13 protein-coding genes are annotated in these 13,079 nt (G+C 59.7%); 11 read left to right on the top strand and 2 right to left on the bottom strand.

The annotated features are described in order from the left end of the window. The first annotated feature begins 67 nt into the window (after positions 1-67). Positions 68-568 carry a cytochrome b gene (locus FHX15_RS20090; protein WP_184400116.1) on the top strand — a complete coding sequence of 167 codons (501 nt, stop codon included), beginning with the start codon at positions 68-70 and terminating at the stop codon, positions 566-568. A 5-nt stretch (positions 569-573) separates the two neighbouring features. On the opposite strand, the gene FHX15_RS20095 is transcribed toward FHX15_RS20090, so the two are convergent. Then, positions 574-1,650 (bottom strand): TraB/GumN family protein, encoded by a 1,077-nt coding sequence (locus FHX15_RS20095; protein ID WP_184400117.1) that lies wholly within the window; start codon positions 1,648-1,650, stop codon positions 574-576. A gap of 87 nt (positions 1,651-1,737) precedes the next feature. Then, positions 1,738-2,673 carry a tyrosine recombinase XerC gene (locus FHX15_RS20100; RefSeq protein WP_184400118.1) on the bottom strand — a complete coding sequence of 312 codons (936 nt, stop codon included), beginning with the start codon at positions 2,671-2,673 and terminating at the stop codon, positions 1,738-1,740. Positions 2,674-2,816: 143 nt separating this feature from the next. Here FHX15_RS20100 and FHX15_RS20105 point away from each other — a divergent pair, with 143 nt between their 5' ends. The 10 genes from FHX15_RS20105 to FHX15_RS20150 all read left to right on the top strand — a co-directional run bounded on the left by FHX15_RS20105 (position 2,817) and on the right by FHX15_RS20150 (position 13,033). Next, entirely contained in the window at positions 2,817-3,761 is a 945-nt protein-coding gene (locus FHX15_RS20105; RefSeq protein ID WP_184400119.1) for a GNAT family N-acetyltransferase, read from the top strand. 25 nt (positions 3,762-3,786) lie between these two features. Continuing rightward, positions 3,787-4,935, top strand: a complete 1,149-nt coding sequence (locus FHX15_RS20110; protein WP_184400120.1) for an AAA family ATPase — start codon at positions 3,787-3,789, stop codon at positions 4,933-4,935. A 54-nt stretch (positions 4,936-4,989) separates the two neighbouring features. Beyond that, entirely contained in the window at positions 4,990-7,206 is a 2,217-nt protein-coding gene (locus FHX15_RS20115) for a primosomal protein N' (RefSeq protein WP_184400121.1), read from the top strand. Positions 7,207-7,284: 78 nt separating this feature from the next. Continuing rightward, the gene (locus tag FHX15_RS20120) at positions 7,285-7,674 is read left to right on the top strand and encodes a DUF4345 domain-containing protein (protein ID WP_184400122.1); all 390 of its coding nucleotides are present in this window, start codon (positions 7,285-7,287) and stop codon (positions 7,672-7,674) included. A gap of 254 nt (positions 7,675-7,928) precedes the next feature. Continuing rightward, positions 7,929-8,495: a F0F1 ATP synthase subunit delta gene (locus FHX15_RS20125; RefSeq protein ID WP_184400244.1), complete on the top strand. Its 567-nt coding sequence runs from the start codon at positions 7,929-7,931 to the stop codon at positions 8,493-8,495. After that, positions 8,495-10,024 (top strand): F0F1 ATP synthase subunit alpha, encoded by a 1,530-nt coding sequence (atpA, locus tag FHX15_RS20130; protein ID WP_184400123.1) that lies wholly within the window; start codon positions 8,495-8,497, stop codon positions 10,022-10,024. Before FHX15_RS20125 ends, atpA begins: the two co-directional genes overlap by 1 nt. 28 nt (positions 10,025-10,052) lie before the next feature. Then, positions 10,053-10,937, top strand: a complete 885-nt coding sequence (locus FHX15_RS20135) for a F0F1 ATP synthase subunit gamma (RefSeq protein WP_184400124.1) — start codon at positions 10,053-10,055, stop codon at positions 10,935-10,937. A gap of 22 nt (positions 10,938-10,959) precedes the next feature. Next, a complete protein-coding gene (gene atpD / locus FHX15_RS20140) occupies positions 10,960-12,387 on the top strand; it encodes a F0F1 ATP synthase subunit beta (RefSeq protein WP_184400125.1) in 1,428 nt (475 codons plus the stop codon). Next, complete coding sequence (locus FHX15_RS20145; protein WP_184400126.1) at positions 12,387-12,626, top strand: hypothetical protein; 240 nt, start codon at positions 12,387-12,389, stop codon at positions 12,624-12,626. The genes atpD and FHX15_RS20145 overlap by 1 nt, the downstream gene beginning before the upstream one ends. Beyond that, positions 12,626-13,033, top strand: coding sequence for a F0F1 ATP synthase subunit epsilon (locus tag FHX15_RS20150; protein WP_184400127.1), 408 nt, complete (start codon positions 12,626-12,628; stop codon positions 13,031-13,033). The genes FHX15_RS20145 and FHX15_RS20150 overlap by 1 nt, the downstream gene beginning before the upstream one ends. Positions 13,034-13,079 lie beyond the last annotated feature (46 nt).

A 13,079-nucleotide genomic window follows, 5' to 3' on the forward strand; every position in this document is an offset into this window, starting at 1 on the left:
GCCTTCGGGCCGGCGGCATTTTTATTTGTAGGCATGATGTGTTAACTATTTGACGAAAGACAAGAAAATGGGTGATCGCGTCGTTATCAGCTACAGCCTCTCCCAACGGTTCCTTCATTGGGCGACCGTATTCCTGGTCCTTTTCAATCTTCTTTTGCCTGATGGCATGAACACCTGGCAGCGGCTTGTCCGCCATGGTGGCACGCCTTCGCCGGAACAGATCGCTTCGGCCAATATACACGCCTATGTCGGTATAGGAATCCTGCTGGTGACGATCCTCAGGCTCTGTCTGCGCTTTGTGCAGGGCGTGCCGCCTGAAACAGCAGGCGAGCCGGCGGTCTTTCGGCTCGCTGCGCGGCTGGCACATGCAAGTCTCTATCTGCTATTGCTCGCCTTACCAGCTTCAGGCATCGCAGTTTATTATCTTGGGATGGAAGCATTGAGCGCGCTGCATGCCGATATCCTGAAGGTCATCCTCTGGATTGTCATTTCTGCGCATGTCCTTGGCGCGCTGGTTCACCAGTTTTACTGGAAGACCGACGTCTTGCGGCGCATGACCGTCGGTTAAGGCCGTCAATTGACCGCCGTGATCGTGAAACCCTGCCGACGCAGCAGTTCGATGACACCTTCCTTGCCCGGAAGGTGCAGGGCGCCGACGGCCATGAAGACGTTGCCGCTGGCAAGGATCGGTGCGGCACGTTCGGCCATCACCTTATTGCGGTCGAGGATGACGCGCTGCTCAAAGGCGGCGTAGTCGTTATCCTCGTCGCTGCCTTCGGGCGTGACGGTCTTCAGCATCGGCATTGTGAGGCCGATATCGCCAGAGAGATAGATTTCGGTCATGGTCTCGACCACGTCGTTCATCTTGGCTCCGAGTTCGAGGGTTTCGATCAGCGACTTCAGATGAAATTCGACGGGTAGCTCAGCCATGGCCTGCAGCTGTTCGGCCAGAGTCTCCAGTCCCTTGACCTGCTTGCCTTCGGCAGCCGCATCGGCAGCGATCTTCTGGTCGAGGAACTGCGCGCCCTTGGCCTTGCGGGCCATCTCGCAGGCGGGAAGAGCGACGGCACTTGCGATCATCCATGGGCGCATGCGGGAAACGGCGGAGAGCGGAATGCCTCGCTGCTTCAGCCCAGCTTCGAGACGGGTATAATTTTCCGCTGAAAGAAGCTTTTCGATCGTGGTGTCGTCCGTGAACATCATCAGGTCCGGCCGCATCAGCAGTGACGCTGTCGCCTTCTTTTCATCAAGAATTTCGTCTGACTCGATGATGATCGTATCGGCGCCGTCATGGGCGGTCTGGGCGCGCAAGGGCAGATTCAGGACGCGCGGATCGGTGACGTGCATGGTGCCAAGCAGCCAAGAGGGTTTAAGGCCGGGCTTTTCAATCTTCCAGAAGATGCCCTTGCCGTTGGGGGTGCCATCCGCTTCCCTCACCGCTTCGGCATAACGGGCCGGTTCATTCTGCTGCAGTTCGGTGAGCAGGTTCTTTCCCGCGCAGCTATCTTCAGCAGCGTCGGCGTGTGTCACGGAGAAGATCACCGCGAGCAATGCCACGGCCAGCAGCATGTGAAAGGCGGCAATCAGCCAGAGCAGGATACTGCCTGGCCGTGCCATATGGGAAATGCGGTGCCCGATGGAGATCGTCATGATGGTAATCCGGTCACATGTGCTTCGAGCCTCATGCTCTACGCCGCGCTTGCGCATATTCCTTTAAGAGACAGTGTTAACGAAGGATTACGCGCGCGGATGTGCGCGATCGTACACTTCCAGAAGCCTTGATGCATCGACGCCGGTATAGACTTGGGTGGTGGAAAGGCTGGCGTGGCCGAGCAATTCCTGAATCGTGCGCAGGTCGCCGCCGCCGGCAAGTAGGTGCGTCGCAAAGGAGTGGCGCAGCGCATGCGGAGTTGCGTTCTCCGGCAGGCCGAAGGCGCTTCGCAGCTTCTGCATGGTGCGCTGTATGATGGCAGGCTGTAGCTTGCCGCCGCGGGCACCGCGAAAAAGCGGCTCGCTTTCATCGAGATGAAAGAGGCAGAGCTTGCGGTATTTTTCGACGGCTTCGAGGACGACCGGCAGCAAGGGTACGAGGCGCGTCTTGTTGCCTTTGCCGGTGATGCGCAGCGTCGTCGTGCCCGCCTTGATATCGGCGGGCGTCAGGTCGAGAGCTTCGGAAATACGCAAACCACAGCCATAGAGAAGCGTCATGACAGCCGCGTCGCGGGCGGCGATCCACGGCTCATCGTGAAGCTGCGCATCGCTTCCGACGACGGTGACCGCTTGCCTGTCCGACAAAGGCTTTGGAAGGGACTTTGGCTGCTTTGGCGAACGGATCGCGCCCGCGCCTGCTGCGTTGACGAGGCCTTTGCGTTCCAAGTAGCGCAGAAAGGAGCGAAGGCCGGCGAGATTGCGGCCGAGCGAGCGGGCACCAGTTCCATTCCGGCGGCGGGCGGCCAGAAAGGCACGAAAGTCGGCCGGGCGCAGCGTCTCGATGTCTGGCAGCGTCGTCGGGCCGCCGAGATGCCCGGTGAGGAAGGTCAGGAATTGGCGTGTGTCGCGCTCATAGGCATCGAGCGTATGCTCGGAAAGGCGGCGTTCGCGCGCAAGATTTTCAAGCCAGGCGCTGCGCTCCGTCATCAGGTGTGGATCGGCGATGATCAGAAGTTCATTCACTGCCACGGCTCTTGAATTTGATTTCCATGCCCCCAATTCTGAAACAGTGGTGTTATGGAATTGCTAATGCTGGCCAAGCTCTTGTCATGTATCGATCATAATTCACTGAGATAGCTTGTAGCTCCGTTAAGACAGGAATTTTTATGGCACGGCGCGACTCCATGACGGCTTTCGGACAGCTTGCGGAAGCGATTGCCCTGGTCTCGCACGGAAAACCCGGCCATATTGTCGATACGCTGATCGCTGAGCGCGGACAGAAGATCGTCCGTCATCCGCTCTGGCCCGTCATGCGTCCGTTTCTCTACACGCTGTTGCGCTATAATAGGGCGATCGAATTCGCCAATGACGTCGCCAACATGCCTGGCTTCCAGTCGTTCGAATATATGAGCGATCTGCTGACGCTCGATATCACTGTTAAAAACGCCGACCGCATCCCTGCATCCGGTGGCTTCATTCTCGTCAGCAATCATCCGACCGGTATTGCTGACGGAGTTGCTGTCTTTGATCTTCTGAAGACGCGCCGCCCGGACATGATGTTCTTTGCCAACCGCGATGCGGTGCGCGTCAATCCGCGCTTTGCAGAAATCATCATCCCGGTCGAATGGCGCGATGAGTTCAAGAGCAAGCTGAAGACGCGCGAGACGCTGCAGCTGACCAATCATGCGGTGAAAGAAGGCAAGGCAACCGTGCTTTTTCCGTCCGGCCGCATCGCTTATTGGGCGAACGGGCGGTTGAACGAGCGGCCGTGGAAAACATCTGCCGTTGGTCTTGCCCGCAAATACGGCCTGCCGATCCTTCCGGTTCACATGACGGCGCGCAATTCCGGCCTGTTTTACTGGTTCGCAAAGTGGTCGACGGAATTGCGCGACATGACGGTTTTCCATGAGCTCCTGAACAAGCGCGGCGATCGATTCGATTTCATGGTCGGGGACCTCATCCCGGTCGAGCATCTGGATGGCGACATCAATGAAGTGACCAAGGCTCTGGAGCAACATACTGTCGCAGCACTTGCCTTTGACGGCAACGCGCAGTTCGTTCCGGTCGCCCGCGAGCCGGCGCTGGAACCGCTTGCTGCCCATTCTTTTTAGCGCTGGTTTGGGTTAAAGCGAAGGCATGCGTCTCCGCTCCATGTTTGCCAGGAATTACCGCTCGCTGCGCTCGATCCGCATGGATCTGGCGGATACTACGCTTTTTCTCGGCGAGAACGGTGCCGGCAAGTCCAATCTCTATCGCGCCCTGCAGCTTGTGCAGGCGGCTGTTCGCGGGCAGCTTGCCTATGAGCTTGCTGCTGAAGGCGGCATGCTCTCCGCCCTCTGGTCCGGACCGCGCCGCACATCCGATGGGCCTGCTCGAATCGGGCTGGAAGTGGAGGTGGTCGACGAGGAGCGCGCAGTCACGTTCCGATACTATGTCGAGGCGGGGCTGCGCCCGCCCAAGGCGGCGGCTGGCTTCGCGCTGGAGCCGCAAATCAAGACCGAGGAGCTTTCCGTCGAAACGGGCCGCCGCGCGGTGGTGATGATGAAGCGCGCGGGTCCCGGCATCTCCGTTCGAGATGGTGCCGGTCGGATGCAGGATTATCGGGAAGAGGCGCTAACATCGGAGACCGCGATCGCGCTCCTTGGGGACGCCGGCCATTTTCCTGAGATTGCCGCCTTCCGCCGCATCGTCAACAACTGGCGCTTCTTTCATGGTTTTCGCACGGACAGGGCCTCCCCACTTCGTCATCCCTGCCTTGCCGTCACCAGTCCCATGCTGGACGAGGATGGTGCCAATCTCGCCGCCGTCTTTGCGACGCTTGCGCACACGCGGCAGGATACGGTGGAGCTTGATCGTATTGTCGCATCGGCACTCGGCGGAGCGCGGCTCGTCGTGCCGGAACCGGGCGAGACGGCGGAATTTGGACTGATGCTTCCAGATTTCCCGCAGCGCGTCTTTCACCCGCGCGAGTTGTCCGACGGGCAGATCCGCTTTCTTGGTCTTGCGGCCGCATTGCTCTCCTATCGGCTGCCGGCGCTCATCGCCCTGAACGAGCCGGAGGCGAGCCTGCATCCCGATATGCTGGTGCCGCTCGCCGATATGATCGCGGAAGCTTCAAAGAGCAGTCAGGTCTGGATCGTTACCCATTCAGTACCCTTGGCTGACGCCGTGCGTGACCGCTGTGGCGTCCGGCCTCGAAAGGTTATCCGCGAGAATGGCGCCACCTGGATCGAAGGCATGCGGCTGACGGGAGCCATCGCCGATGAAGACGACGATGACTTGTAACCCTTGCTGTCGGCGGGTTCCATTTTTAGACCGTTGCGGGCATGGTCTGCCGCGATGAGTACAGATTCGTCCGATCTCTTTGGAGTACTATTCGAAGCCCCGCTCGTGAACCGTACGGTTCCGGTGCTGGTGCCGATGCCGGCGCCAAAACCCTATTCCTATTCGGTGCCCGAAGGTATGGGGGTCGAGCCGGGCTCGGTCGTGCAGGTGCCGCTTGGGCCGCGCCAGGTGATCGGGGTCGTGTGGGATGGCGGCGAAGACGGGGTCGACCCGAAGAAGCTGAGGCCCATTACCCATGTCTTCGATTGCCCGCCGCTCAACAAGGAAATGCGGGATTTCATCGACTGGGTGGCAGCTTACACGCTATCGCCGCCGGGGCTCGTGGCGCGCATGGCGCTGAGGGCGCCGAATGCTTTAGAGCCGGAGCCAATGGTGGAAGGATTGCGCTTCGTCGGCGGCGAGCCGGAACGGATGACACCGGCGCGTGCCCGCGTGCTCGATACCGCAGCGGATGGGCTGTCCTGGACACGCATCGGCCTTGCACATGCCGCGGGTGTGTCCACTAGTGTCGTCGACGGGCTGATCGCGCAGGGAATTTTCGAGACGATCTTCCTGCCGCCGCCACCTGTCGTTGCCAAGCCCGACCCGGACTTTGCCGGCTCACGCCTCGGCGGCCCGCAAAAGGACGCTGCGGAAGAAATCCTCGACGAAGTACGCAAGGGCGAATTTACGGTTTCGTTAATCGACGGCGTGACCGGTTCCGGCAAGACCGAAGTCTATTTCGAGGCGATCGCCGAAACGCTGAGGCGCGGCAAGCAGGTGCTGATCCTGCTGCCGGAAATCGCGCTCACGGCGAGTTTTCTTGAGCGCTTCCAGGATCGCTTCGGCGCGAAGCCTGCCGAGTGGCATTCCGATCTTGCGCCGCGCATGCGTGAGAAGGTTTGGCGGCAGGCGGTAACAGGTGAGGTGCGAGTGGTTGCCGGTGCGCGCTCGGCGCTCTTCTTGCCCTTTGAGGATCTCGGCCTCATCATCGTCGATGAAGAGCACGATCCGGCCTACAAGCAGGAAGATCGCGTCTATTACAATGCGCGCGATATGGCCGTCGTGCGGGCGCGGATCGGCGATTTTCCCGTCGTGCTTGTGTCGGCGACACCGTCGGTCGAAAGCCAGGTCAACGGCCAGAGCGGGCGCTACAGCACGATCCACCTGCCGACGCGTTTCGGCGATGCGGCGTTGCCTGATCTGCACCTGATCGACATGCGGCGCCATGCTCCTGAACGCGGCGGCTTTCTGTCGCCGGTGCTGATCAGGGCGATCGGCAAGACGGTAGAAAGGGGCGAGCAGGCCCTGCTTTTCCTCAATCGCCGTGGTTACGCGCCGCTCACGCTCTGCCGCGTCTGCGGCCATCGCTTCCAATGCCCGCAATGTTCAAGTTGGCTGGTGGAGCATCGCTTCCGCCGGCAGCTCCAATGCCATCAATGCGGCCATTCCGAGTCCACCCCGGAGGCTTGCCCGGAATGCGGAACGCTCGACCATCTGGTTGCCTGCGGACCTGGCGTGGAGCGTATCGCCGAAGAGGTGGAGCGGCATTTTCCAAATGCGCGAACCATCGTGCTCTCGTCCGACATCATGGGCGGCGTGAAGCGTCTGCGGCTGGAGCTCGACGCCATCGCCGAGGGCGAGGCGGATATCGTTATTGGCACCCAGCTCGTTGCCAAGGGACACAACTTTCCGCTGATGACGCTGGTCGGCATCATCGATTCCGATCTCGGACTTGCAAACGGTGATCCGCGTGCGGCCGAGCGAACCTACCAGCTTCTGTCGCAGGTTACGGGCCGTGCAGGCCGAACGGGTCTTAAAAGCCACGGCTTGCTGCAGACCTATCAGCCGCAGCACCCTGTTATGCAGGCGATCGTTTCCGGCGATGCCCAAGCCTTTTACGACCGCGAAATCAGCGAACGCGAGCGCGCGGTCCTGCCGCCGTTCGGCAGGCTTGCCTCGATCATCGTGTCGGCCGACACGCGGCACGATGCGGAAAACCATGCGCGCGGCATGCGCAACGCCGCGCCGCAGGTGTCGGGCATTACCGTCCTCGGGCCGGCGGAGGCACCTTTGGCGCTGGTGCGCGGCCGCCATCGTTTCCGCCTGCTGGTTCATGGACGCCGGAATTCCGACATGCAAGCCTATCTGCGGGCGATGCTATCTCAATCGCCGAAAGAGCGAGGCTCGGTTCAGGTGCAGATCGACATCGATCCGCAGAGCTTCCTGTAGATCATTTCCGCACAGCGTTTCGGGATGTTGCCGATCATGGCATAAATGCAGAATCAGCGAGGTGATTTGGGGCGAGGCATGGAATTCTACTTTCCGACGGAATTTGGCGAGCAGCTTGCCTTCGGCGCGGCCGCCTTCACTGCACTTGCCGGCTTCGTCATTATGTTCGCACCAGGCCTTGCCATGCGTGCCTTTGGCCTGGCACCGCGCGGTGAGCGGCGCGAAGGCTTCAGCGAAATCCGGTCAATGGGCGGCCTCTACCTTGGTCTCGGCGTTGCCGCAATCATGCTTGCGCAGGACTGGACCTATCTGGCGCTCGGAGCAGCCTTTGCGATGGCGGCTTTTGCACGCATTATTTCCATCCTGTCAGATAAGGGGAGCACTCTCCTTAACTATTTACTTTTGGTTGTGCAGGCGGCTATAGCGGGATTGCCACTGCTCCATGTATTCGGCTTCCTGCAACGCTGATTGAAGGCCGAAATGGAGCATTCTGCGAGCCGCTTTCGGACGTTTCCGTTATTTTGCAGGCAGAAAATCAAGCGAAACACGTATTCGGGCGTTACGCGTGTTGCGAGTCCGAACATCCTATGTTAGACGGACCCCGAATTTCGGAAGAAGCAAGAGGCTTCTCTTGCGATTTCTGGGGGAAATCAAAACGAATTCAAAGTCATAGGTTCGGCGCCCGCCGGAAGTCGGATTTTGAATTGAAATCAGGGAAATTTGTGCCCGTGGCAGACACGTCCCAGCTTACTTCTGGTGTTGCAGAGCGCTATGCCTCGTCGCTTTTCGAGCTAGCGCTCGAAGAAGGCGCCGTCGACAGCGTGACCGCCGATATCGACAGGTTCCAGGCCATTCTGGACGAAAGCGACGACCTGAAGCGCTTCGTTCTCAGCCCGGTTTTCTCCGCAGAAGATCAGCTCAAGGGCATCATCGCTATCAGCGAAAAGGCTGGCATCTCCGGCTTCTTTGCCAATTTCCTGAAGGTCGTGGCGCGTAACCGCCGCCTCTTTGCCCTGCCGGGCATGATCAAGGCCTTCCGCATCATTGCTGCCAGCCAGCGCGGCGAAATTTCTGCCGAAGTCACTTCGGCCCACGCTCTGACTGCAGAGCAGGAAAACGAATTGAAGGCGGCGCTGAAGGGCGTCACCGGCAAAGACGTGGCAATTGCTGTCACGGTTGATCCGTCAATTCTTGGTGGTCTGATCGTCAAGGTCGGGTCCCGTCAGATTGATACGTCTCTTCGTACCAAACTCTCTACCCTTAAGCTTGCATTGAAAGAGGTCGGCTGATGGATATCCGCGCTGCGGAAATTTCCGCAATTCTTAAAGACCAGATCAAGAACTTCGGCAAAGAGGCAGAAGTCTCGGAAGTCGGCCAGGTTCTCTCCGTTGGTGACGGTATCGCTCGCGTTTACGGTCTGGACAATGTTCAGGCTGGTGAAATGGTCGAGTTCCCCGGCGGCATCCGCGGCATGGCGCTCAACCTTGAATCCGACAACGTCGGTGTCGTTATTTTCGGCTCCGACCGCGACATCAAGGAAGGCGACACCGTCAAGCGTACCGGCGCGATCGTTGACGTTCCGGTTGGTCCGGAACTGCTCGGCCGTGTTGTCGACGCTCTCGGCAACCCGATCGACGGCAAGGGCCCGATCAACGCGACCCGCCGTGCGCGCGTCGACGTCAAGGCTCCGGGCATCATTCCGCGCAAGTCGGTTCATGAGCCGATGTCGACCGGCCTCAAGGCTATCGACGCTCTGATCCCGGTTGGCCGCGGCCAGCGCGAGCTCGTCATCGGCGACCGCCAGACCGGCAAGACCGCCATCATTCTCGATACGTTCCTGAACCAGAAGCCGATCCATGATAACGGCCCGGACCAGGACAAGCTTTTCTGCGTCTACGTTGCCATCGGCCAGAAGCGTTCCACTGTTGCCCAGTTCGTCAAGGTTCTGGAAGAGCGCGGCGCGCTGAAGTACTCGATCGTTGTTGCCGCTACGGCTTCCGATCCGGCTCCGATGCAGTATCTTGCTCCATTCGCGGGTTGCGCAATGGGCGAATACTTCCGTGACAACGCCCAGCACGCGCTGATCGGCTATGACGACCTGTCCAAGCAGGCTGTTGCCTACCGCCAGATGTCGCTGCTGCTGCGCCGCCCGCCGGGCCGCGAAGCATATCCGGGCGACGTTTTCTACCTGCACTCGCGTCTTCTTGAGCGCGCTGCGAAGATGAACGACGACAAGGGCGCTGGTTCGCTCACCGCGCTGCCGGTCATCGAAACGCAGGGTAACGACGTTTCGGCCTTTATTCCGACCAACGTCATCTCGATCACCGACGGCCAGATCTTCCTCGAAACCGACCTGTTCTACCAGGGTATTCGTCCGGCCGTTAACGTCGGTCTGTCGGTTTCCCGCGTCGGTTCTTCGGCCCAGATCAAGGCGATGAAGCAGGTTGCCGGCTCGATCAAGGGTGAACTCGCCCAGTATCGCGAAATGGCTGCCTTCGCCCAGTTCGGTTCGGACCTCGACGCTGCAACGCAGCGCCTGCTGAACCGTGGCGCACGTCTGACCGAACTCCTGAAGCAGCCGCAGTTCTCGCCGCTGAAGACGGAAGAGCAGGTTGCCGTGATCTTCGCGGGCGTCAACGGCTACCTCGACAAGCTGCCTGTTGCTCAGGTCGGCAAGTTCGAACAGGGCCTGCTGTCCTACCTGCGTTCGGAAGGCGCTGCCATCCTGGACACGATCCGCACGGAAAAGGCTATCAGCGATGCAACGAGGGGCGCACTGACCGCTGCTCTCGACAGCTTCGCCAAGTCTTTCCAGTAATCGGGCCCTAGGTTAGGACGGATAACGGATGCCTTCACTTAAGGATCTGAAAAACCGGATCGCCTCCGTCAAGGCGACGCAGAAGATCACCAAGGCGATGAAAATGGTCGCCGCGGCGAAGCTTCGGCGCGCGCAGGAGGCGGCCGAGGCCGCCCGGCCTTATTCGCAGCGTATGAACGCGGTTCTGGCGAACATCGCCAAAGCTGTCACCGATGCGGACGGCGCGCCGGTCCTGATGACCGGCACGGGCAAGGACCAGGTTCACCTGCTCGTCGTCTGCACGGCCGAGCGCGGCCTGTGCGGCGGCTTCAACTCGCAGATCGCCCGCTTCGCGCGCGATCATGTTCGCAGGCTCGTCGCTGAAGGCAAGACGGTGAAGATCTTCACCGTCGGCAAGAAGGGCTATGACATCCTGCGTCGCGAATTCGCGTCGATGATCGTCGAGCGGAAGGAGCTGCGCGACGTCAAGAAGATCGGTTTCGAGAATGCCGACCAGATCGGCAAGCGTATCATCGAGATGTTCGATGCCGGTGACTTTGACGTCTGCACGCTGTTCTACTCCGAGTTCAAGTCGGTGATCAGCCAGGTTCCGACCGCGCAGCAGCTCATTCCGGCGAAGGCTCCCGAAGCCGTCGCCGAGGATGCTGGCCATGCCGGCGCCGTCTACGAATACGAGCCGGATCCGTCGTCGATCCTCGATGATCTGATCCCGCGCAATATCTCTGTCCAGATCTTCCGCGCTCTCCTTGAGAACGTTGCTGGTGAAATGGGCGCCAAGATGAGCGCGATGGACAATGCGACGCGCAATGCTGGTGAGATGATCAACAAGCTGACGCTGAGCTACAACCGTCAGCGTCAGGCTCAGATCACCAAGGAACTGATTGAAATCATTTCGGGCGCGGAAGCGCTCTGAGTTAGGAAAAGAGGGTAAGAAAATGGCTGAGGCAGCTACCCGCTCTGTCGGCAAAGTCACCCAGGTTATCGGCGCCGTCGTCGACGTTGCTTTCGAAGGCGAACTGCCGGCGATTTTGAACGCGCTCGAAACTGACAATAATGGCAACCGCCTGGTTCTCGAAGTCGCTCAGCATCTGGGCGAAAACGAAGTCCGCACCATCGCCATGGACTCGACCGAAGGTCTCGTTCGCGGCCAGCAGGTTACCGATACCGGCGCGCCGATCTCGGTTCCGGTTGGCGACGAAACGCTCGGCCGTATCATGAACGTCATCGGCGAGCCGGTCGACGAAGCAGGTCCGCTGAATACCGCTCACAAGCGCGCGATCCACCAGGATGCTCCGGCTTATGTCGAACAGTCCACGGAAGCGCAGATCCTCGTCACCGGCATCAAGGTCGTCGACCTTCTCGCTCCCTACGCAAAGGGTGGCAAGATCGGTTTGTTCGGCGGTGCAGGCGTTGGCAAGACCGTTCTCATCATGGAACTGATCAACAACGTCGCCAAGGCGCACGGTGGTTACTCGGTCTTCGCAGGCGTTGGTGAGCGTACCCGCGAAGGCAACGACCTTTACCATGAAATGATCGAGTCGGGCGTCAACAAGCATGGCGGCGGTGAAGGCTCCAAGGCTGCGCTCGTTTACGGCCAGATGAACGAACCACCGGGCGCTCGTGCTCGTGTCGCTCTGACCGGTCTGACGGTTGCTGAACATTTCCGCGACCAGGGCCAGGACGTTCTGTTCTTCGTCGACAACATCTTCCGCTTCACGCAGGCTGGCTCGGAAGTGTCTGCTCTGCTCGGTCGTATTCCTTCGGCCGTTGGTTATCAGCCGACGCTCGCCACCGATATGGGCCAGATGCAGGAACGCATCACCACGACGACGACGGGTTCGATCACCTCGGTTCAGGCCATTTACGTTCCTGCCGACGACTTGACCGACCCGGCACCGGCAACCTCGTTCGCCCACCTTGACGCAACAACCGTTCTGTCGCGTTCGATCGCTGAAAAGGGCATCTACCCGGCCGTTGACCCGCTCGACTCTACGTCGCGCATGCTCGACCCGCTTGTTGTTGGCGAAGAGCACTACGAGATCGCTCGTAAGGTTCAGTCGACGCTGCAGCGCTACAAGGCTCTGCAGGACATCATCGCCATCCTGGGCATGGACGAATTGTCTGAAGAAGACAAGCTGGCGGTTGCCCGCGCCCGTAAGATCGAGCGCTTCCTGTCGCAGCCGTTCTTCGTTGCTGAAGTCTTCACCGGCTCGCCGGGCAAGCTGGTTGCTCTCGAAGACACGATTAAGGGCTTCAAGGGTCTCGTCAACGGCGAGTACGACCACTTGCCGGAAGCAGCCTTCTACATGGTTGGATCGATCGACGAAGCCGTCGAGAAGGCCAAGAAGCTCGCTGCTGCTTGATGAGCGACGCTCACGACGAGATATTCTGCTGCGACACTCTCAAAAGTGTCGTGGCAGAGCTTCCTGATCCGGCGGCGCCGACCATCTACCGGGCCGACAATGGCGTGATGATGATGGTCGTCGGGTTGGCTCAGACCGAGGAGGGTCTCGGTTATCTCGATTACGCGATGATGCACTGCCCGTTCTGCGGGACCAAATTGCAAGATGCAAAAGCCATAGCCGAGAAGGTAAGTCACTGATGGCTGACAATTTCAACTTTGAGCTCGTTTCGCCGGAGCGCCTGCTGCTGTCGGAAATGGTGACTGAGGTCGTCATTCCCGCCACCGAAGGTGAGATGACGGTCATGGCTAATCATGCACCGGCGATGACGACCATCAAGCCGGGCATCGTAAGTGTTCGCTCTTCTTCCGGTTCGAAGCAGGATTACGTCGTGTTCGGCGGTTTCGCTGACATCCTGCCGACCGGCTGCACGCTGCTTGCTGAATCTGCTGTTCCGGTGGAAGAACTCAATAAGGACGAACTGACCCGCCGCATCGAAGCTGCGAAGCAGGAACTTGAGGATGTCGTGCATCATGAGCACAAGTCCAAACTCGAGCACTTCATCATGGAAATGACCCGGCTGCAGGGCATGGTCGGTCAAGACTAATCGCTTCAGGCAGACATCGCAGATTGAACATGAAAGCGGCCCTCAA

The sequence above is a fragment of the Rhizobium sp. BK650 genome, from assembly GCF_014195325.1.
GTDB lineage: Bacteria > Pseudomonadota > Alphaproteobacteria > Rhizobiales > Rhizobiaceae > Rhizobium.